The following is a 20138-nucleotide window of genomic DNA, read 5'->3' on the forward strand; positions in this document are numbered from 1 at the left end:
TTTGGATATGGCGGAGGGCAGGCGCGGATACGGCGGGGGCCGGTGCGAGTGCTGATCAGGCGGAGTTGCCGGCTCGTTTCACTAGTTCGTATGCGGCGAGGGCATCGTTCCGGGACTTTTTGAGATCCACGATTGGCTGTGGATACGCCGGTGTACCGAGTTCGGGAATATAGCGGCGCTGGTAGACGCCTTTGCTGTCGAACTTCTCCGCCTGCAACAGCGGGTTGAAGATGCGAAAGTACGGCGCGGCATCCGCCCCCGATCCCGCGACCCACTGCCAGTTGCCCGGGTTGCTTGCTTCGTCTGCGTCGACGAGCGTGTCCCAGAACCACCGCTCGCCGGCTCGCCAGTCTACGAGCATGTTCTTAATCAAGAAGGATGCCACCACCATCCGCACCCGGTTGTGCATGTAGCCCGTCTGCCAGAGCTCGCGCATTCCCGCGTCGACGAGGGGGATGCCGGTGCGGCCCTGCTGCCACGCGGCGAGGTCACGCGGGTCGGGTTCGGGCCACGGGAAGGCGTCGAAGTCGGCGCGAAAGTTTTTCTCGTGCAGGTCGGGGGCGTGAAACAGGATGTTCCAGTTGAACTCTCGCCAGCCGATCTCGCTGAGGAACTTGGGGGCGTTGCGGCGCGCGGCGGCGGCGAGCTCGCCCCGCTGCACACGCTGCCACACTTGAAATGGACTGATTTCACCGAAGCGCAGGTAAGGCGACAGGCGGGAAGTGGCGTCCCCGCCCGGCGCATCCCTGGCGGTGTCATAGTGGGCAAGGTCGTGCACAGCGAAATGCTCCAGCTGAGCATGCGCGGCCTTCTCCCCAGGAGACCAGGTGGCGCGGATGCCGCTGGCCCAGTCCGGTTTAGAGGGTAGGAGCATCCAGTCGGCCAGTTCGTCGCTTGTGACGCCCGATACGCCGGTGAGGCTGGTCGGCGCCGGCAACGGTTCGCGGGGAGGAGCGCCGGCGAGGCAGGACTTCCAGAATGGCGTGAACACGCGGAACGGTGTGCCGGATCCCGTTGTCACTGTCCAGGGCTCGTGCAGCAGGTTCGCCTGGAAGCTCTGGACTGTGAGTCCCGTCGCTCGCAGGCTCGTCTTGAGCGCGGTATCCACGGTCCTCTGCGGTCCGCCGTAACGGCGATTCCAGAAGACGGCCCCCGCGGCGAGATCGGCCGCCAGTCGGGTCAATTCGGGTTCAGCGGCCCCGCGCCGGAGAACGAAGGTGGCGCCGAGCTGTTCGACCGCGGCGGCGAGAGCTTCGAGACTGTGATGTAACCACCAGCGGCTCGCGGCTCCGAGAGGACGGATGCCGCTGCTTATCTCGTCGAGCAGGAACAGCACCACGACCGGCGCTCCGCGCTCGGCGGCGGCTCTCAATGCGGGATTGTCGGCGATGCGGAGGTCATCCCTCAGCCAAACGATCGTCGGTTGTTCGGTCGAATCGAGCGAGAGGGTCATATCTCCCACAGTACGAGGTCGCCGCTGGAAAGCGGGCTGTCTAGTACGGTGGCAGCGAGGAGGCACCATGGCGGCGATACCGGCAGAGCAGCCGCAAGGGATGTCGGTGGGCTTCTCGGACCAGGCGAGACTGCGAAGCGATAAGCTCCGCGCCGCCGTCGTCGTCGCTCAGCTCGCCCGAGCGCATAGCATCCGAACACTCGCCGCTGGGGGGCCGATGTTCGCTCAGCTCGGACTGGTCTCTCCCCGAGTCTCACCAACAGCGATCGTGCTTGTCGAGCCCATCCACCAACTTCACCTGGTCTTGGCGCTCGAGGGGGTCGGCTGGTCGCGAATCTCACCCGGGCATATTCGCGGGTTATTGCCTCCGGTTTTTACTCGGGTCGTTCACCCGGATCTGGTCTGTCCGCTCGATATCTACGACCTTCTCCCGGGGTTTTACGCTGCCCCGGCACAGGTCTTCGAATTATTCTGGTCCCGTCGAGTGGAACTTCAGATCAGCGGAATCGTCGTACCCGCTTTCGACCGGGTCAGCACAGTGCTCGTTGCCGGCCACGATCAGCTGGGTGCCCTTGCCCGTGATCGCCGTGCCGAGTCCCAGATCGCCTACTTCGTCTCGATGTTTCGCACCAGCCTGACCCCGGCGGAGCAGGCCGCCCTCGTTCAGCTCGTCACGGACGTTCGCGGTATCGAACCACTTCGACCGTTCCTCACGACTATCGGGGTCCCGGTGGGCGAAATCACCCTTCCGAGCGAGATCTATTGCCAGGTCAGACTCGTCCTTGAGAGCGTGAGCGATCCGCTCATCTTCGCAGTCTCGCTGTTCGAAGCGCGGCCCGGGCGTCGGAAGGCCGGCTTCGTGCGCATCCTGCGAAACAATCCCCGGCGAGTAGTTCGCGCTCTTCTGGCATCCCCACGGTCGTTCGTGATTGTCGCGCGGTCGCGAGCACGTCACCAGCGACAGCAGCAAGCGCGCCCGCCGCACGAGTAACGAGGCGGCGAATCCACTACTTCCGGTCTGCGAGCCTTAACCGGTCGCAGAGTTCGGTCAGCGTTTCGAGCTCAGCGGTGCTGAGGATACCACCCACGCGTTCGGCGATCGACTGGATGTGACTACGGGCCACAGTGCGGAATAGTTCGAACCCCGCCAGTGTGAGCGCCACGTTCACGCCGCGCGCATCGTCTTGGTCGTGGGATTTCTCAAGCAGGCCTCGCGATACGAGGCGATCCACGAGTCGGCTCACGCTCGGCTGGGTGAGCAGCAGGTGCCGATTGAGTTCCTTCATGCGCAGCTGGCGGCCGGGCTGGCGAGACAGGTTGAACAGCACGTCGTACTCGTTGAGCGACAGTTCACCCGTCGGGAACTCTGCGTTCAGGTAACGCATCACCGACACCTGGGCGCGAAACAGGGCTTCCCACGCGGTGACTGCCGTCGTCTTGTCGCTCACGGGCCTCCTTTCAACCCGGGCCCAATTCTACGGAAGGCGAACCCGGATGACGCGGAGGCGAGCGCGGAAATGACACGTTAAAGAGGATTGAGGGCCGGTTTCAGAGGCTAGAAACCGACCCTCTCCCTTGCACCAAGAGTGTCCTGCAATCACATTCCGCAGAGGCTGCCACAGCAAACAACTTCTGCTCTTGAACTGTATAACAGCATGGTAACGAAGCGCTAGTTATCGAACCGTTATTTTTCAAGAAAGTTGTCAAGTGTGGGACTTGTCCTTTGACACCTAACTTGTCCGTTTGACACCTAACTTGTCCGCGTTGACACATTCGTGTCCGTTGTGACAAGTAACTTGTCCGCGACCCGCGCGTCGTCACGACCTCTGAAAGCCGTCGGCGTAACTTTACAAATGTCAGGTTTACAAATGCGGGGGAGAAGATTCAGTCCTTCAGCGTGAGGTGAACAGAATGACACTCAACAGGGTCCGGACAGTCCAACGGACTGGTATTCGCGCCTCAACTCCGCAGGTCTTGTTCCTTTTGAACGGTGAGCAGCGCGACGCTGACTTTCGAGAAGCGATCGCTGTCTCGTTCGAACGGTGCACGCCGGTTCGTCAATTTCCTTCCTGGCGGGGCAAACGCAATTACTCCGGCTCGTATTGGTCGTCCAAAAACTCTGGGCACGTGGGCTTCGAGTCGCTCTACGAGCGGACCGCACTCATGATGTTCGACCGCGAGCCAACCATCACGCGCATCTCGAGCCAACCAATGTGGATCTTTTGGCCTGACGGATCCGCACCTCGATCCCACGCACCCGACTTCTTCCTACGCCACAGCAGCGGCGATGGCGAGATCATCGACGTGCGCCCCAAGGACCGCATCGATGAAGCGGCCACCCGAAGCTTCGAAGCCACACAGGAGTTGTGCGACCAAGTTGGATTCTCGTATCGAGTAATTTCGGACATCGATGCGACTCTTGATCAAAACCTGAGATTCCTGTCACGGTACCGCGATCAAGAGTGGAAATTGCCTGTTCCTCAAGTTGAAATCCTTCGGCGATACCAACCGTTCGAACTCTCGATTCGTGCTCTGATCGCGATTCTCGCGGGACAAGATCAAGAGTCAAAGGCGCCCGGTTGGGTCTACTCGCTTCTCTGGAACGCGCAGATCCAAACTGACCTGCGCAAACCGCTGAGACAGGACGCGCTCGTGCGTCTCCCTGCCCTGGACCTTCGATGAAGATGAAGGTCGGTGCCGACCTCGACATCGACGGCGTCCGACACGCCATCACCGCAATGTCAGCGACAACAGTTGCGCTAAGGGAATCCGATAGCGGATTCACGAAAGAGATCCTGATCTCGGACCTCGTCCGGCTTCCCGACGTTCGAGCAACGGTCAGCCGTGCCGGCACCGACCCTGAGGTCGACCTCGCGGTCTTTCAACACCTCGATGACGGCAGTCGCAATGATGTCGAATTTTGGCTCAGACACCTCAGAGAGCTCGATCAAGCAATTGAAGTCGCAGCCGCGGCTTCGCTCGCTCCTACTGAACCGATCCGGAAGAAGCTAGCGGAACTGGCTGGACTGGGCCGTCCGGTCACGGAGAGGACGCTCCGTCGCAAGCGACGAGCGTTTCGAGAAAGCGGGATAGCCGGTCTCATCGATCAGCGCCAACATCGCACCGCTGGAGAACGGCGTCGCGTCGACACGCGAGTCGCCGCGGCACTCGCCGAGGTCATGGACGCCCAGACCAATGCATCCACCGGCACCCGCACCCGGCTCGTCAACCTGACTCGGCAACTACTCACTGAGCGCTTCGGCGCTGGCACTGTGACTCTGCCTGCCGGCCGTACGATGTTCCGTCTCATCGACGATCTTGATCGAGGCCGCATGACCACCGGCTCCGCAAAAACACGTCGGTCCCTGGCAAACCGCCCCGATCGCTCGTTCTCCGCGATGGGGGTCTCCCGGCCGGGTGAGCAAGTACAGATCGACTCCACGCCGCTCGACGTGCTCGTCCGGTTAGACGGTGGGCTCATAGACCGGCCGGAGCTCACGATCATGCTCGACGTCGCCACCCGCAGCATTATCAGCGCCGTCCTGCGACCAGGAACCACCAAGAGTGTCGACCTGGTCGTTGTCCTCGCCAGGGCACTCGTCCCCTACGACTCCAGACCCGGCGGCCGCGCCGAAACACGGGCGCTCGTCGACGGTGCGTTCGAACTTCAGCAACTCGTTGGTGACCAGGATTACGACGACTACCGTCGCCAACAGCCCTACATCTTCCCCGAGACCATCACGACTGATCGCGGTCTCATCTACATTTCGGAACACTTCCGCACGGCCTGCGAGCAGCTCGGGATCTCGCTGAACGTTTCGGCGCCGTACACACCAACGGACAAAGGAAAAGTCGAACGCACCTTCCACTCGATCAACACAGGGTTCACTCAATATCTGAAGAACTACACCGGCCGCGGTGTCGAATATCGGGGGCTGGATGCGGAGCCCGAAACGCTGCACTCCCTGGTGGAGCTCCAAGAGCTTCTCGATGAATGGATCGCTGTCGTCTGGCAGAACCGTCCGCACGACAGTCTCCGGGACCCACTGCACCCCTCAGTCTCGCTCTCACCGAACGAGATGTGCCGCGCCTTCCGGGAACTTGTGCCCGAACTGGAGATCCCCTTCGATGTGAATACCTACATCAGCCTCCTGCCGGTGAAATGGCGAACACTTCAGGCCTACGGGATCACCATCGACCACCGCACCTACGACTCGGAAGGTCTCCGCGAACTCCGCCGATCCAAATCCACCTACACAGGTCAGGGCGGCAAATGGCCGATCCACGTCGACCCCTACAATCTTCAAACCGTCTGGATACCAATCAACGATGAATGGCTCCCGCTCCAGTGGGCACACGCTACCGCGGCAGGCCCGATGTCCGCCGATGTCTGGTCCGTCACTCGCCGGTCCGGTTTCTTCGACCAACGACGGGCTCTCGAGTCTGACATCGCCGAACGATCCAGTGACATTCTTCGCCGCGCCGGAACTGGCCGCACGCTCGAAAGCCTCACCGCCGCCAGAAGCCGCACCGTCAACCTCGACCTCATGCGCCTTTCCGAGCTAAAACACCAAGCCACAGAGGTCGACGAGCCGGAAGAGTCACCTACTCCCGTCGGTGACGCGATACCCACTGCGCCGCGCATCAGATTCGGACTGCTCAACGTCAGGGAAGAAGTGGAACGGAAACCATGACCGACACCAGCGAACACTTCCTCCCCATCTCAACCAAAGAAGGCTGGAGCCGGTTCATCTCCGACGACCCACCGCGCCCACCCAAAATCACGCATACACAGCGCGAAGCCCAATCCACTGGCGACCGCGAACATTACGATACGGCTCGACGGCAGTTCATGAGTGGAGGCATTGTGCGAACGCCCGTATTCAACAAAATCCTCCAGTCAGCGAGCAGCCGGCTCCGGATGAATGAGTTCAAGTACACCGGCAAGCTGGGGCTTATAGTGTCCGGTGCGCCCGCGCTAGGCAAGACAACCACGGTCACTCAGATCGGCAAGCTCCACACCCTCCGACGCCAATACCAAGAGCATCCCGCCGGTCAGCCCGGGAACATCCCCGTGGTCTACATCACCGTGCCACCCGCCTGCGGTCCCAAAGAAGTGATTGCCGAGTTCGCAGAGTTCTTCAGCCTCCCAATAAACGGACGAATATCACAATCCACCCTGCTGAATACTGTGTCCCAGGTCATGGCACGGGTCCACACCGAGCTCGTCATCGTCGACGAAATCCACAACCTCAACGTCAACTACCGGATGAGTGCCGACGCCAGCGACGCACTGAAACAGCTCTCCGAAAAGTGCGCCGCGACCTTCATCTACGCCGGCGTCAACGTTGAATCCTGCGGCCTCCTCGATGGTGCTCGCGGTCAACAGATCTCCAGCCGCTTCGAACTGCACCGCGTCGCTCCGTTCAGTAACCGGAGTGCAGCGCACCGCGCCGAGTGGGAAGCCGTTCTTCTCGATCTCGAGGAAACCCTGTGCCTTACGAAACAATGCGAAGGCGACGTCCTTCGCCACTCATCCAGACTCTTCGCCGACAGTGGAGGATCAATCGGCCGCCTCGCAGACACCCTCCACCTCGCTGCCCTCGCCGCGATTGACGACCACACCGAACGCCTCAACTTCACCTTGGGAGAGGTACCCCGAGCGAAGAAAACACCTGTGTTGGCTACTGCCTCATGAATGGCCACCATCCATCAAGTCTCCTCACCCGATGATTCGCGCCCTGCCCGTTTCCGTCCATCCGGTTGACGGGGAAACATCAGAGAGCTACTTCCAGCGTCTCGCCACAGCCAACTCCTTGCCCACAGAGACCCTCTGGGGTTACCTCCGACAACTACATGGCGGGCTGCCTATCAAACGCGACGCGGAATTCGCAACAACACAGCTCGAAGCACTCGGCGGCCTACCCGAACATTGGTTCAACATGAACCGCAACCACCACCTGCTGCCGATCCGGTGCCCACACAGTAAATGGAAATTTGGCTGGTGCGCACTGTGCTGCCGAGTCCCTGCACCCCAATCCGGATGCATCCGTTGCAGCCGCGGCCAACTCACCCAGGTCACCACGAGAACCGGACCGATCTGCCTGCACCACGCACGATGGCACTACCAGGGCACCGATGTTGACGTCTCCGATTCACCTTCCTACATCACAGCCGAGAGAAGAGTCCGTTTCGAGCTCGCATCCCGAGGAATATCACTTGATACCGGTGAACTGCAGCTCGCCAACGCCCTCCTCTACGACTGGGCCGGAACGTTTCGTAAACAGGCGCCCCAAGATAGAACCGCGATTCTCGGACGTCTGCAGCACACACAGCAAAGCGAGGATCAGCTTCGATTCGCGTTCGCGTTCCCCGAGGCGGTAAGACTCACTGTGACCCTGACGGATCCGCAGTTCACTGAACTCCTTCTCGACCCAAAATGGTCACCCAGCCAGCACGCCTACCTGCTTTCCACCGCCATTGCCCAGATCGTTGGCAAGCCACTTTCAGACCCGACCGTCGACTCTCTTTGGGAAACTATTTACATGAGCAGGCGAGCGGTCGACGCCGCCTACGGAATGGTTGGAACTCAGCGGAGTAGCCGACAATGCAGGATCCAACGCGCATTCTCCGCCGCGGCATATACCCATCGGGCGTGCCTCCTTCGACATCTCGATGCCAAAAGCCTTCAGAATATTCGAGCAATTCGAAGTGGCCCTCCCGCTCCTTCTTCGCGGGCCATCGTGAAATACCAGCAACCCCATTCCCTCGTCTGAATTGCGGCCAGCGCAGGAGACAGCATCGGCTTTTCGTTTCAAAATGGTCGAAAATTTGCGCATGTTGGCAAGAAGGGATTCCAGGGGCTCCACTTTGACCGGCAAACCTAGGCGTGGAAACCTCGCGACTTTGGGCGATCGTGCGCGCATGGAAGGGCAAGAACTGCAGCTTGGCTTGCCGAATTACCGTTGAGCGAGGAGGCGAAGTAGATGATCGGTCCCCAAGAGGCACTCGTTCTCGACTGGCGCCTGGAACTCATCAGGGCTCGCGTTCACCGTGACCACGGCAACGCCCACTTTCTCACAACCATTACTCGGCTCAGGGACCAAGTACCCGCCGAAGAGATCACAGAGTATCTATCGGTGTCGCAGTCCCAGGTGCTCCGATGGGCGGCCTAGGGACGCGAATTATTATCTGTCGTGCGGGGAGGTAAACCCGGGTGGACTGCGTACCACGCAGCAGAGCAATATCACCAAGACAAGATCTCGCGAACACAGCTTGTTGACGCACTGACCTCCTGGATATCAGATCCGCCCGTCGCTGAAACGCATTAATATCGTCGGGTCGGCTCAGCGTGGTGGAAGAAGTTCGCGTCGCCCGTTTGGACGGGATGATCGACGATGCGCTGCGCGAAACGCTCTACGTCGCTATCGCGGGTCTGTGAGTGATGCGACACGGAAGGCTAGATCCTAAAAAATTATTGATTTCCGCGCCAACCGCTAGATTCAGCAACTATGAACCGCAACTGGCTCTACGACCTTGAAATTAAGCGCGACAATCCAGGGCTGGTGCCTGAGATCGTTGTCGTTCGTTCGCTCGCTGTCGACCTCGACACCGTGCGTGACGTTGCGGAACGGATATCGATCCGTTTTTCCAGTGTGCCAACGAAATTCTTGCTGCAGGATTACGCCGCTGAGGCGCCACAGCCGGTGGAGGTTCCCGTTGACAAGCTTGCCCACCTCTCGGGTAGAGATCTCGGGCGCCTATACATCGAGAATCATTCCGGCGACCAGGGTGGCATGCGAGTCGAACTCCGCAAGGGTGTGCGTCCGATAATCACAATGGTCCCGAACGAGCCGGATTTCATGGATGGCGTTGCGCGCATCTTGCTCGATTCTGGCAAGCCGCGAGTGAGATGGTCGAGGTTCATCAAGTTTTTGGCACTTTTGCCATTTTTGACGCTTCTTGCCCTCTGGGCTTGGGTGCTTGCTACGACTCCCGTCGCTGTGCCGCTGAGCGTGTTCATTTGGGCCCTGCTCGTTTGTGCTTTAGCCCTCAGTATTTTTCTTGTGCGCTCACCCAAACTCAAATTTGAGCTCTCATACCCTGGGCATCGCATTAGGTCCGAGACCCGTCAGGACACTCGGAAGCGTCGAACCGACACCCACGCCAACATCAAGGTCGCCTTTATTACAGCCCCAATATCACTTATCGTTGGCGTCGCCGGAGGCCTGGTTTTGGCATGGCTGACAGGCAAGCACTAGCCGTGCCGGTAAGTTTCGCTGGCTATGCGCGGGACGCGTGGATGCCAATGGACGATAGGACATGTCCGCGCAGCTGCACTGCGATGGGGCTGTTTCGAATGTCTTGAAATTTTGAACAACAATTCCGGGATTACGCGGAAAGTTCAGAAACAGAGACAACAGAATTAGCAGCCACGAATACATTCGAACGATCTTGCAAGATGGGAACCATCACCAATTTGCAAACCTATGGCACGTTCCAATTTCTTACGGATGAAGACACCGGGATGGCGAAACGACAGCTTCGAGCGTGTCCATAAGACGCCCCCGGTCATCGGGCTTAATGTCGGGGCACCTAAACGGTGCTCCGACCGGCAGCCGTGAGCTCGATCCCAGAAACAGCCGGGATGTGCCCGCTCACCGTCCGTCTTTCGGAATGCCCTTTCGCTCTAGCGGGGTTTTCTCGTACTTGGCAGGATGAGGCGGTGCGCACGTTGGAGGATTACTTCCGGGACGTAATACCTCGCGCGGCTCCATGCCTGTCATGCGCGACCTTCTGACGAGCGAAGAACTGGGCACCGTCAACGTTTCAATTCGTGAATTTCCGGACGGCTCACCTCAGACAGGCGACATTCCAATCGGAAAGTACGACTGGACGCTGTTTTTTGAGGTCTACGGCCGGACGTTGTTCGAGCCGCTGGTCGAGCCGATCACGGACGAAGAAATCACCTCTGGCTTCTATGAAGACCTTCCCGACTGGATATCCGAAACCAATTTTGGCTGGGGTCAACTGTAGAAGGCACAACGGCCCGGCTGGTGACAGAGCGTGCAGCGGTGACGGTCCCCTGAGGTCGCAGCGCCAACGAGAATCAGTGGGCTTTCATCTCAATCGTCTTTGGGCGCGAGGAGGCGTCGGCTTCGCTTTTGGATGACTGATGATCCCATCCCGCCGATTAAGATCGTTGAGATCTGCAACGCATCGCTGAGGGGCTTTGCCCAAGGCTCATCGATAGTTTCCCTGAGCGTTGCGCTGGGGGCGATGAGGACCGCAGCGACAACTGCGAGCATCGCGTATGCCCACCAAACCCACCCTCGAGAATTAACATGGCCGCATCCTCGGAACATAGCGGGTTATCAAGTCGGGTCGCCCACACTTGAAATGCACATCACCGGATTTTCAGGGTTATTGCCCACGGCTTGCCCGCGCTTGTAACCTAGGAGAGCGTGCTACTGCTGATGGCGGGGCCAATTAGGGCTGATCGTAAGGTGTCGCTCAGCCACTCGAGGTATTTCTCGGAGGAGTAGTTGTGTTGGCGCACGAGGAGCTCGAAAGTCTCGGGGCTGGCGATCGCCCATGCTGTAGTGGTTGCTGTCTCCGCGGTGAGCCCTGGCCGAAGAGCAGTTTCTCCGATGAGCCCAAGGATGCCTCGATAGGTCGTTCGGCGCAGTGACTGCAGTTCTGCCCAATCGGCTGCGATCTCGCTGTCCGTGAGCGCGGCCTCTCGATAGAGTTTCCAGCCGGTGGCGGATCTGCTCGCAGTCTCGACGAAAACCGTTGCGAGTTGGGTGACGAGGTGTTCGGGGCATTGATCCAAGAATCTTGAGGCGACGTCCCCTGGGGCATGCGAGCCGTCGGCGAGCGTGGACTCCAGATAGGCGCGTAGCAGCGCTCGCTTGCTGCCCCACGCGAGATAGAGGGTCTGCACGGTCACCCCGGCCGTCGCGGCGATTCGGCTCACTGGCGTCGCGGTGTAGCCGTGTGACTCGAATTCACTGACAGCTGCGTCGAGCAGACGTTGCTTGGTTTCCCGCCGGGATGCCGCTCCCACCACCTGTTGCCGGCTCTCTTCGCCTCGCTGTTTCTGGCTCATAGACACGAGCATATCCGACGCTATAGAGTGGCGCTCTAATGCATTTGAACAGCAATCAAAATCATGTGCGGAATGCAGATGTCTGTCAACCCTGATCATCCTTGGTGCCGCCCCGGTGCGGCCGCTTACGCGCGCACTCGGGTGCGAAACATCCTGCGGCCGTCGGTCACTGTGTATGGGGCACCGGCCGAGCTGATCAAGGATGAGAACATCAGCGTCACGATGCCTGATGGTGTCGTGCTTCGGGTGAACGTCTATCGGCCGCCGGGAGATGGCCCGTTCCCGGTGATCCTCTCTGCGCATCCGTATGGCAAGGACGTGCTCCCGAAACGCAGGTGGTGGGGCTGGTCTCCGAGCCCCCAGTATCGCTTGATGAACCAGACCCAGCCGTTGCGCTTGTCGAGCGAGACTGGTTGGGAAGCACCCGACCCGGTGTGGTGGACGCAGCACGGCTATGTCGTGCTCAATGCCGACACCCGTGGCGCAGGAAAGTCCGAGGGTGTCGGGGCTCTGCTCTCTGACCAGGAAGCGCAAGACATCTACGAGATCATCGAGTGGGCAGGCACCCAGCCTTGGTCAAACGGCAACGTGGGCATGCTCGGAGTCTCGTACCTCGCGATCTCCCAGTACAAAGCCGCAGCGCTGCATCCTCCTCATCTGAAGGCGATCTGCCCCTGGGAAGGGTTCACCGATGCCTACCGGGATCTGATGACCCCGGGCGGAATTGTCGAAGACGGGTTCAGCCTGATCTGGCAGTTCGGTACCAAACTGGCAGTTCGACTGTCGGAGGACATCGGAGCGGAGCGTCCGAAGCATCCATTACGTGACGAGTGGTGGGACGCCATGACACCCAATCTCGCCGGCATCGAGGTGCCGATGTTGGTGTGTGCAAGCTTCTCTGACGGCAACCTGCACAGCGTGGGCTCGATGCGAGCGTTTGATCGGGCCAGCTCCCGCGACAAGCATGTCTATATCCATCGCGGTCCGAAGTGGACGACGTTCTACAGCGCCGAGGCAGGTGCGGCGCAGCTGGAGTTCCTCGATCGCCATCTCAAGGGCACGAAAGGCGCACCAATCCCGCCGGTGCGTCTTGAAGTGCGCGAGCGCCGAGACGTGATCACCCAGGTGCGCAGTGAACAGGAATGGCCTCTCGCTCGTACTCAGTGGCGCTGCTTGCATCTCTCCGAAGCGGGAGAGTTGCGTGATGCCCCGGGCCACGACGGTTCGGTGAGCTTCGATCTGAAGCGGAACGCCGCGAGCTTCGCCATCGGCTTCACTAAAGACACCGAGATCACCGGCCCCATGGTCGTGCGGCTCTGGGCATCGATAGCGGGCGCGACCGACGCGAGCCTGTTCGTCGGTGTCGAGAAGTGGAGCGGCGCAGAGTACGTTCCGTTCGAAGGGTCGTATGGTTACGGTCGCGATCGCCTCGCGGCGGGTCAGCTACGCCTTTCGCTCCGAAAACTGGATGCTGCGCTGTCGGCGACACACCGGCCGGAGCATGGATTCCGTGAGTCCGAGCCCATGGGCAACGATCCGGTTGAGTTACAGATCCCACTAACAGCGTCTTCGACTCTCTTCCGGGCCGGCGACTCGCTGCGACTATTAATCGCGGGTCGGTATCTCGAACCCCGAAACCCGCTTTTCGGCCACTTTCCTGCCCACTACCGCCCGAGCGGCACCGGAAGATGCACCGTCCATTGGAGCGCGGACATGCCAGCCACACTGAGTATCCCCGTCATCCCAGCTCGTCAGTGAAGTTTGCCCAGCCAATTCGCCGGGTCGGCTTCAGAGCCGCGGGTACACGCTTCTGGTCGACTTTCGACAGTCTTACGATCTTGGCAGTCAGGTTGAACACCCCGCCGATCATGGTGGGCAGCTCCTAAATGTCGACGGTAGCGGCACGAGCGAGAACCTCCGCCGCAAGCGCCGGGTCGACGCAGTCGAGCTTCAGGAGCGCCGCGATCTTGGTCGCGATGTGAGCCTCAAGCCGCAGTAGGGTCCATTTCTCGAACGAGAGCTCGTCAGGATATTCGGCGAGTACCTCCACATTGAGGCATAGCTTGCCGCCGAGTTGGGATTCGTAGGGCAGGTCGATGTCGAGGCTGATCTCCCCGCCGACTCGCACGAAGGTCGCCCATCCGCCGATGAGGATGGAGGGCTCGAGGTCGTGACCGAGTCGGTCGACGAGGACGATGATGACACTATGTTGCGTTTCATAGAGGTTCCTCAAAAGACTCGGCGCGGTGTCGCTCTGGGGGTTCGGCTAGTGGCCCGAATTGTATGATTTGGGCAATGACAACGTATCGGGGTGCCGACGGAACCGATCTTCACTACGAGGAACATGGAAACGGCGAAGTGCTCGTCGTTCTTGCCGGTGGTGCTGGCCGGCATCCCGATTATCTGGGCGACCTTGCGGGTCTCGCTGAAGATCGCCGGGTGATTGTCCCGCATCTGCGAAGTGTCGGAAAAAGTCCTGTCCCTGACGATCAGCGGCACGGATCGTTCTGGTACCAGGCGCGGGACCTCGACGCTCTTCGGCGGGAGCTTCATCTGGAGCGGATATCACTTGTCGCCCACTCGGCCGGTACCCGTCTGGCAATTGCGTACGGTGCCCAGTTCGCCGACCACGTCAACCGAATGCTGCTCATCACACCACCGGCCGACTACCTCGTCGATGTCTTGTCGGACCGTGAGGAGATTCGCGCGCGTCGTCGAGGGGAGTCCCTTTACGACGACGCTCTTTCACTGCTGCTCTCCAGCGCCGACGCGGACAGCGACGAAAGCTTGACAGCGTGGCAGAGAGCTGCCGCTCCTGTTGGCTACGCCGCCTGGGGCGACGCGCAACAGGAACATGCACGTCTCGGCGCGTGGAGCTATCGCGCAGCGGCGGACTTCGGCAGCGTTGACCCTCCGCCCGACCTCGCCACGCGTCTCGGGGGTGTTGCCGCTCCCGTTCTCGTCCTTGCGGGGTCCGATGACGGCCTAACGGGAGTAGCTCCAGTCGTGGCCCTCGCCCATTTGTTCCCCGCCGGCCATGCGTCCGTCATCGAAGCTGCAGGACACTACCCCTGGGTGGACCAGCCCGAGAGGTTTCTCTCCTCGGCAAAGATGTTCCTCACCGAAAGCGCAACCCGCTAAGCGTTCCTTAGGTCGCCGCGACTGAGGACTGTGTCATTCTCGAGCAATGGATTGGCCTGCATCTGAACCCATCATCTCTGCACGACTTTTGTTGGAACCACTGTCTGTTGAGCATGCTCTTTCGATGGTGGAGGTTCTGGCCGAGCCTTCGCTGTATGACTACACCGGCGGCAACGCACCGTCTCTGGAGCTGTTGGCAGACCGATACGCCGCGCAAACAGTGGGGCACTCCGATGATGGTTCGCAGTGGTGGTTGAACTGGGTTGTCATCCAGCGAGACGCAGGGAAGCCAGTGGGGTTCGTACAGGCAACCGTCGAATACGACAGTGGGAGGCTCGTGGCTGATATCGCTTGGCTGATTTCACCGCGCTGGCAAGGGCAGGGAATCGCTTCTGAGGCCACTCGGGCGATGGCCGCATGGTTGCGATTAAACGGAGTCAACCATTTCACAGCGCACATTCATCCCGACCATCAGGCCTCGATGAGGGTGGCGCGAAATCAAGTCTTATATGCGACCTCATCGAAGAAAGACGGCGAAACTCGTTGGGAATCTCAGTAAGCACCGAACGCCCGTTTACCGTCCGGCTTACGGGCGCTTCAACATGACCGCCTGGCCTGGTGAGAGCATCATCATTATGCATGTAAGTAGCTTCGGTCCCCAAGACGGCTCTCGAGTGCTTCTTTTACACGGCGGCGGGGTAGCCGGGTGGATGTGGAAATCACTTCGAGGGAGCCTCGAATCGGAGTACAAGGTGCTGGTGCCCGATCTTCCCGGCCATGGCCAGAGCGCCGATGAGCCGTACCGGTCACACACCGAGACGGTGGATGCTCTCCGCCAGGTGTTGTCGTGTGGCGGCTCGACCCCCGCGGCCGTCATCGGATTTTCCTTGGGCGCACAGCTCACTATCGAACTTGCGTCCAGGTACCCCGAACTCGTAGATCGGGCGATGGTTGTCAGCGCCCAGGCAAAAGCGATGCCCTTTACGGGGCTCATTCTCCGCGCACTCGGGGCTGCCGCACCCCTGGCACGAAATCGCAGGTTCGCCCGAGTGCAGGCTCGGGAGTTATTTGTGCCCCCGGAGCTGATGGAAGATTACATTCACACAAGCGCCCACATTTCGAAAGCTACGCTGCTCGCCGCCGTTGGGGACAACATGCGATTCGAGTTACCGGCAGCGTGGTCAGAGTTTCGCGGTCCAGCACTCGTGATGGTCGGACGGCGAGAACGCGCCTTGATGCGTGACTCCGCTGCGGTCATTCACACAGCGCTGCCTGCCAGTGAGATTGAGATTGTCAACGGCTGTGGGCACGGAATCGCGCTGGAACGCCCAGACTGGTTCAACGGCCGCGTAGCCGGTTGGCTTCCACGGCAATAGCTACACCAAGTCCCAGGATGGAGTTGCCCGAAAGCTTCTGTCGAGTTGGACCGCGATTGCGGTGCACTCATAGTGGGGCCGTGTGGAAGCAGCGCGACCAATCTATTTTGGATACGTCACAACTGTCCCAGGAGAGGTTCGGCTCCCTCCGCCTCCACCAATTAAGGAGCCTGGAATGGGTTCCTACTTATCAAAACGATTCGTTTCTCCCCCACTGGGGGAAGAGAAGGGTGCCGATCAGTGAATCTCAAACCTGAAGAGCTCGCATTTTGGCAAAAGTACGCCGACTCTATCGGTGGGAAAGAAAGCCTGCGTGATGCGGTCGTTTCAGTTGGTTATGCAGGCAATCCACAAATCACAGATGAGTTGCTTGGGCTGTTCCGTAGTGGAAAAAAGACCGCCGGCAGCAGCTTGGTAGAAGACTTTCTTTCTGCCGGCGATCCTCTTCCTCAAGCCGGAAACTATTGGATCTGCCTAGACAGTGACGGTAAGCCTAAGTGCATTCTTCAAACTCACGAGATCGTAACCAATAAATTCAAGGATATTCCTGCCGCGATTGCAGAGGCCGAAGGTGAAGGCGATCTATCGGTGGAATATTGGAAGAGAATTCATGCCGATCTTTATGCGACGTTTTTGAAGGCGTGGGGAGTTCTTGACCTCGATGAAGCTACGGTGATCACTGAATTTTTTACGATCGTCTATTCCGAAGAAGATGATTTCGCTGGTGAAGGCCGTTTTCCGCTTTCACACTGATGCTGGCTTTCGACTCGAACGAATCATCAGCCTCGGTCCCGGCCGGCCTGGTTCCTCGGTTTTCGCGGTCGAATGGCGAGGACGCGCGTCACAAGTCGCACCTATCACTACCAATCCGACGGAATAGGGCCAGATGTGCCCAATCGACGCCGAGTGCAGTGGCGAGATCTTCTTTTACCGAAACCTATGGCGTGGTACTTGGGCTGTACCGGTCGTATTCGATACATCGCGAGTCAGCCGTTCCGACAAAGATTTTCTACAGAGGTGTTGACAAAGCACATAAGTGACTGTTCAATCAGTTACATGACAACAGCAACTGGTCTCCGCTCTACGGCAGAGGCGCAACGAGCCCGACTCACGAGAGCGGCGGTTCGTGTGTTCGCGGAGAAGGGCTACTACGCCACCCCCGTTGCAGAAATCGCGGCGGAGGCGGGGGTGTCACCGGCATATGTGTTCCGCCTCTTCGGGGACAAGCTCGGCTTGTTCATTGCCGCGGTCCGGGACACGTACGCGCGGGTGGCGGACGCAATGGCCACCGCTGGTGAGGCATGCGCGTCGACGGAGCCAGAGGCGAGGCTATCTGCGATGACGCATGCCTACGTCGCTTTGATCGCGGACCGAGACCTGATCCTGATGCAGTCCCATGCGCAGACCACGAGCAGCATCCTGGCAGTCCGGGCCGCGGTACAAGAAGGCCTGGCTGGCGTGGTCGCGGCAGTAGCTGACACCTCGAATGCGGCACCCACAGAAGTGCAGCGGTTTATCGCGTACGGACAGCTGTGTCACCTGATCGTCCAGGCTGACCTTGCCGCCGTCGCGCAGTCCTGGGCGTCCACGTTGACTGCCGGCATCGAACACACCCCCTAATTTCCACCTCGGAGGCAACTCTTTATCGCTTGCTTACGTTTATGACTGACCAAACACACACACAAGGAGAGAACCATGACCATAACAACCAGCATCCCGGCGATGACCACCAGAGTCGTCCTACCCGGCATTGTCGAGCCGGCAGGCCTCGTCCTCGAGACAGCACCCGTAAGTTCGCCCGGCACGGGCGAGCTCCTCGTCGCGGTTGAGGCGACGGGGATCTCTTACGCGGAGCAAGCGATGCGACATGGTCGCTACTTCTCCCAACCCGCTTTCCCATTCACCCCCGGCTACGACCTCGTCGGCACAGTTCTTCAGGTCGGTCCCGGCGGTGACATTTCTCTCGTCGGTCAGCGGGTGGCCACACTGACGAAGACCGGCGGCTGGACAGCGCATGCCGTAGTCCAGGAACGCGACTCTATCCTCGTGCCTGAAGGGGTGAATGCCGACCAAGCTGAAGCGGTCACAGTGAACGGGGTGACTGCGTGGCAGATGCTGCACCGCGCCGCGCGAACGAAGCCCGGCGACACCATTCTCGTGTTCGGGGCCAACGGTGGCGTCGGTGGGCTCCTCATCCAGCTCGCCCTGCACGCCGGTATCCATGTCATCGGAGCGGCATCGCCGCGCCACCACGAGGCGTTGCAGGCCGCGGGCGTCATCCCCGTGGACTACAACGATCCGCACCTGGCGGACACGGTGCGGGGAATCGCATCGCGAGGGGTCGCAGCCGCTTTCGATAACGTCGGCGGCGCTACGACCCGCACCTCCTGGTCCCTGCTCGCCCCCGGGGGGACGCTGGTGTCGTACGCGATCATCGATGCGGTCAGTGGTACCGGGAACATGTGGCTGCCGTTCCTGAAGCACCTGACCCGCATCCTGACCTGGAAAGCGCTCCCTAACGGCAAGCACGCCACCTTTTACGACCTGTGGGCTGGCCACAACAGCAATAAGGCCCGCTATCGCGCCCACCTCGACGAAGACCTCACCCACGTCTTCGAACTCGTCCGCGACGGTATCCTCACCGCAAACATCGCCGCCCGCTTCCCCTTGACTGATGTCGTCGCAGCTCTGGAACTTGCCGAATCCCGCACCTTAAATGGGAAAGTGATCCTGCTGCCATGACCACGGACATGGAAATTGGCCAACTAGATGGCAAAGAGGGAGACGACAAGTTAGGTGGCAAAACGACAAGTTAAGTGGCAAAGGACAATCAGCTTGCATCCCTACAGCTCAATGCGCTCGAATGACCCCCGCACCCTGAGGGGCCACGAGAAGATACACGCAAATCTCACTGAGCACCTTGGCCAACCAATCGACGCATGGATGGCCCGAACTCCTCCTCCTCGACCATGGACGATCGGCGAATGGACGATCACGCTGCATCTGTTCCTGGCGCACGGCAGCAGTGTGATGCTGAGAGTGGAAAGAACTTCAATCGCTGACCGCGCCGAGCGAGACGCTGCAGCCCCGGCGGGGTTCACTAGAAACGTCCGGATAGCGTTCCGCTTACGGGCACCTGAGCTCGACGGTCACAGCGTCAATTTCCTCGCTGGAGCACCTCGCCGGAGGACCTCGACAATAGGAGCTGAGAAGGCCGGCGTTCGGCCTATCAACATCAGCGTCGCGTTTGCCGAGATCTCCGATTTGGACAAAATGAATGGCACAGATCCCCCATCAGTGTGTTTTCCTGCAACACCACGTTGCCCCGAAAACGCGGTGATCTCGGCGGACAACTCACCTGTCAATCGGACAGATTGAAGGGCACGGGACAGTCCTTTTGTCCCGTGCCACTTATCTTGTCGTTGTGCCACTCATCTTGTCGCGCGTGCCATATTCGTGTCGTTGTGCCACTCATCATGTCGCGCGTGTCCCGTGCCACCCAACTTGTCGTTGTGCCACCTAATTTGTCGTCGCGTGGCACATCGTTCCCAAGGGGTCGGCTCCTCGTATCCCTTGACACCTAACTTGTCCGCGTTGACACCGACATGTTCGTTGGGACAAAGGACATGTCCACGCAGCTGCACTGCGATGGGGTTGTTTCGAATGTCTTGAAATTTTGAACAACAACTCCGGAATTACCCGGAAAGTTCAGACACAGAGACAACAGAATCAGCAGCCACGAACACATCCGAACGATCTTGAAAGATGGGAACCCTCACCAATTTGCAAACCTATGGCACGTTCCACTCTCTACGGATGAAGACACCGGGATGGCGAAACGACACCTTTGAGCGTGTCCGTAAGACGCCCGGGCATCGGGCTTAATGTCGGGGCACCTAAACGGTGCTCCGACCGGCAGCCGTGAGCTCGATCCCAGAAACAGCCGGGAAGTGCCCGCCCACCGTCCCGCCTGCGGGCGCCATATTTGTCGGAATTCAGATTCGATCTACCTTTCATGGACGCGACGAACGCTTGAATGTCTGAGCTCGCCCGGGCC

General features: G+C 59.8%; 19 protein-coding genes. 15 read left to right on the forward strand and 4 right to left on the reverse strand.

All coding sequences use genetic code 11. The features are described from left to right. Positions 1–55 precede the first annotated feature (55 nt). Positions 56–1453, reverse strand: a complete 1398-nt coding sequence (locus RCH11_RS15330; RefSeq protein WP_327057890.1) for a cryptochrome/photolyase family protein — start codon at positions 1451–1453, stop codon at positions 56–58. Between the two features lie 67 nt (positions 1454–1520). On the opposite strand from RCH11_RS15330, the gene RCH11_RS15335 reads away from it, so the two are divergent. Then, entirely contained in the window at positions 1521–2444 is a 924-nt protein-coding gene (locus RCH11_RS15335; protein WP_327057891.1) for a hypothetical protein, read from the forward strand. Between the two features lie 16 nt (positions 2445–2460). On the opposite strand, the gene RCH11_RS15340 is transcribed toward RCH11_RS15335, so the two are convergent. Continuing rightward, positions 2461–2901: a MarR family winged helix-turn-helix transcriptional regulator gene (locus tag RCH11_RS15340; RefSeq protein WP_442789058.1), complete on the reverse strand. Its 441-nt coding sequence runs from the start codon at positions 2899–2901 to the stop codon at positions 2461–2463. A gap of 463 nt (positions 2902–3364) precedes the next feature. On the opposite strand from RCH11_RS15340, the gene RCH11_RS15345 reads away from it, so the two are divergent. From RCH11_RS15345 to RCH11_RS15375, 7 genes are all read left to right on the forward strand, one after another. Continuing rightward, positions 3365–4135, forward strand: coding sequence for a TnsA-like heteromeric transposase endonuclease subunit (locus tag RCH11_RS15345; protein ID WP_327057892.1), 771 nt, complete (start codon positions 3365–3367; stop codon positions 4133–4135). Further along, positions 4132–6147, forward strand: a complete 2016-nt coding sequence (locus RCH11_RS15350) for a hypothetical protein (protein ID WP_327057893.1) — start codon at positions 4132–4134, stop codon at positions 6145–6147. Before RCH11_RS15345 ends, RCH11_RS15350 begins: the two co-directional genes overlap by 4 nt. Positions 6148–6374: 227 nt before the next feature. Beyond that, positions 6375–7151 carry a TniB family NTP-binding protein gene (locus RCH11_RS15355; RefSeq protein ID WP_327057894.1) on the forward strand — a complete coding sequence of 259 codons (777 nt, stop codon included), beginning with the start codon at positions 6375–6377 and terminating at the stop codon, positions 7149–7151. Between the two features lie 31 nt (positions 7152–7182). Further along, the gene (locus RCH11_RS15360) at positions 7183–8229 is read left to right on the forward strand and encodes a hypothetical protein (RefSeq protein WP_327057895.1); all 1047 of its coding nucleotides are present in this window, start codon (positions 7183–7185) and stop codon (positions 8227–8229) included. A gap of 210 nt (positions 8230–8439) precedes the next feature. Beyond that, on the forward strand, positions 8440–8628 hold the full coding sequence (locus tag RCH11_RS15365) for a hypothetical protein (RefSeq protein ID WP_327057896.1): 189 nt from the start codon (positions 8440–8442) through the stop codon (positions 8626–8628). A gap of 336 nt (positions 8629–8964) precedes the next feature. Then, complete coding sequence (locus RCH11_RS15370) at positions 8965–9714, forward strand: hypothetical protein (protein ID WP_327057897.1); 750 nt, start codon at positions 8965–8967, stop codon at positions 9712–9714. Positions 9715–10237: 523 nt separating this feature from the next. After that, positions 10238–10489 carry a hypothetical protein gene (locus RCH11_RS15375; RefSeq protein WP_327057898.1) on the forward strand — a complete coding sequence of 84 codons (252 nt, stop codon included), beginning with the start codon at positions 10238–10240 and terminating at the stop codon, positions 10487–10489. 418 nt (positions 10490–10907) lie between these two features. On the opposite strand, the gene RCH11_RS15380 is transcribed toward RCH11_RS15375, so the two are convergent. Then, a complete protein-coding gene (locus RCH11_RS15380; RefSeq protein WP_327057899.1) occupies positions 10908–11564 on the reverse strand; it encodes a TetR/AcrR family transcriptional regulator in 657 nt (218 codons plus the stop codon). Between the two features lie 78 nt (positions 11565–11642). Between RCH11_RS15380 and RCH11_RS15385 the strand changes: the two genes are divergently transcribed. After that, positions 11643–13322, forward strand: coding sequence for a CocE/NonD family hydrolase (locus RCH11_RS15385; RefSeq protein WP_327057900.1), 1680 nt, complete (start codon positions 11643–11645; stop codon positions 13320–13322). Between the two features lie 124 nt (positions 13323–13446). On the opposite strand, the gene RCH11_RS15390 is transcribed toward RCH11_RS15385, so the two are convergent. Further along, a complete protein-coding gene (locus RCH11_RS15390) occupies positions 13447–13797 on the reverse strand; it encodes a hypothetical protein (protein WP_327057901.1) in 351 nt (116 codons plus the stop codon). 62 nt (positions 13798–13859) lie between these two features. Between RCH11_RS15390 and RCH11_RS15395 the strand changes: the two genes are divergently transcribed. The 6 genes from RCH11_RS15395 to RCH11_RS15420 all read left to right on the forward strand — a co-directional run bounded on the left by RCH11_RS15395 (position 13860) and on the right by RCH11_RS15420 (position 18823). Then, complete coding sequence (locus tag RCH11_RS15395; RefSeq protein ID WP_327057902.1) at positions 13860–14705, forward strand: alpha/beta fold hydrolase; 846 nt, start codon at positions 13860–13862, stop codon at positions 14703–14705. Between the two features lie 46 nt (positions 14706–14751). Next, positions 14752–15264, forward strand: coding sequence for a GNAT family N-acetyltransferase (locus tag RCH11_RS15400; protein WP_327057903.1), 513 nt, complete (start codon positions 14752–14754; stop codon positions 15262–15264). A gap of 43 nt (positions 15265–15307) precedes the next feature. Then, complete coding sequence (locus RCH11_RS15405) at positions 15308–16081, forward strand: alpha/beta fold hydrolase (RefSeq protein WP_327057904.1); 774 nt, start codon at positions 15308–15310, stop codon at positions 16079–16081. A gap of 240 nt (positions 16082–16321) precedes the next feature. Beyond that, positions 16322–16834 carry an ASCH domain-containing protein gene (locus RCH11_RS15410; protein ID WP_327057905.1) on the forward strand — a complete coding sequence of 171 codons (513 nt, stop codon included), beginning with the start codon at positions 16322–16324 and terminating at the stop codon, positions 16832–16834. A 303-nt stretch (positions 16835–17137) separates the two neighbouring features. Then, on the forward strand, positions 17138–17701 hold the full coding sequence (locus RCH11_RS15415; RefSeq protein WP_327057906.1) for a TetR/AcrR family transcriptional regulator: 564 nt from the start codon (positions 17138–17140) through the stop codon (positions 17699–17701). A 75-nt stretch (positions 17702–17776) separates the two neighbouring features. After that, positions 17777–18823 (forward strand): medium chain dehydrogenase/reductase family protein, encoded by a 1047-nt coding sequence (locus tag RCH11_RS15420; protein ID WP_327057907.1) that lies wholly within the window; start codon positions 17777–17779, stop codon positions 18821–18823. The last annotated feature ends 1315 nt before the right edge of the window (positions 18824–20138 follow it).

The sequence above is a fragment of the Glaciihabitans sp. GrIS 2.15 genome (assembly GCF_035984695.1).
GTDB lineage: Bacteria > Actinomycetota > Actinomycetes > Actinomycetales > Microbacteriaceae > Lacisediminihabitans.

Excerpts from the sequence above, each read along its gene's own strand:
- RCH11_RS15345 (WP_327057892.1), top strand. The coding sequence starts at position 3,365 with ATGACACTCAACAGGGTCCGGACAGTCCAACGGACTGGTATTCGCGCC.
- RCH11_RS15360 (WP_327057895.1), top strand. The coding sequence starts at position 7,183 with ATGATTCGCGCCCTGCCCGTTTCCGTCCATCCGGTTGACGGGGAAACA.
- RCH11_RS15420 (WP_327057907.1), top strand. The coding sequence starts at position 17,777 with ATGACCATAACAACCAGCATCCCGGCGATGACCACCAGAGTCGTCCTA.
- RCH11_RS15395 (WP_327057902.1), top strand. The coding sequence starts at position 13,860 with ATGACAACGTATCGGGGTGCCGACGGAACCGATCTTCACTACGAGGAA.
- RCH11_RS15415 (WP_327057906.1), top strand. The coding sequence starts at position 17,138 with ATGACAACAGCAACTGGTCTCCGCTCTACGGCAGAGGCGCAACGAGCC.
- RCH11_RS15350 (WP_327057893.1), top strand. The coding sequence starts at position 4,132 with ATGAAGATGAAGGTCGGTGCCGACCTCGACATCGACGGCGTCCGACAC.
- RCH11_RS15380 (WP_327057899.1), bottom strand. The coding sequence starts at position 11,564 with ATGAGCCAGAAACAGCGAGGCGAAGAGAGCCGGCAACAGGTGGTGGGA.
- RCH11_RS15330 (WP_327057890.1), bottom strand. The coding sequence starts at position 1,453 with ATGACCCTCTCGCTCGATTCGACCGAACAACCGACGATCGTTTGGCTG.
- RCH11_RS15375 (WP_327057898.1), top strand. The coding sequence starts at position 10,238 with ATGCGCGACCTTCTGACGAGCGAAGAACTGGGCACCGTCAACGTTTCA.
- RCH11_RS15370 (WP_327057897.1), top strand. The coding sequence starts at position 8,965 with ATGAACCGCAACTGGCTCTACGACCTTGAAATTAAGCGCGACAATCCA.
- RCH11_RS15355 (WP_327057894.1), top strand. The coding sequence starts at position 6,375 with ATGAATGAGTTCAAGTACACCGGCAAGCTGGGGCTTATAGTGTCCGGT.
- RCH11_RS15335 (WP_327057891.1), top strand. The coding sequence starts at position 1,521 with ATGGCGGCGATACCGGCAGAGCAGCCGCAAGGGATGTCGGTGGGCTTC.
- RCH11_RS15365 (WP_327057896.1), top strand. The coding sequence starts at position 8,440 with ATGATCGGTCCCCAAGAGGCACTCGTTCTCGACTGGCGCCTGGAACTC.
- RCH11_RS15400 (WP_327057903.1), top strand. The coding sequence starts at position 14,752 with ATGGATTGGCCTGCATCTGAACCCATCATCTCTGCACGACTTTTGTTG.
- RCH11_RS15405 (WP_327057904.1), top strand. The coding sequence starts at position 15,308 with ATGACCGCCTGGCCTGGTGAGAGCATCATCATTATGCATGTAAGTAGC.
- RCH11_RS15385 (WP_327057900.1), top strand. The coding sequence starts at position 11,643 with ATGTCTGTCAACCCTGATCATCCTTGGTGCCGCCCCGGTGCGGCCGCT.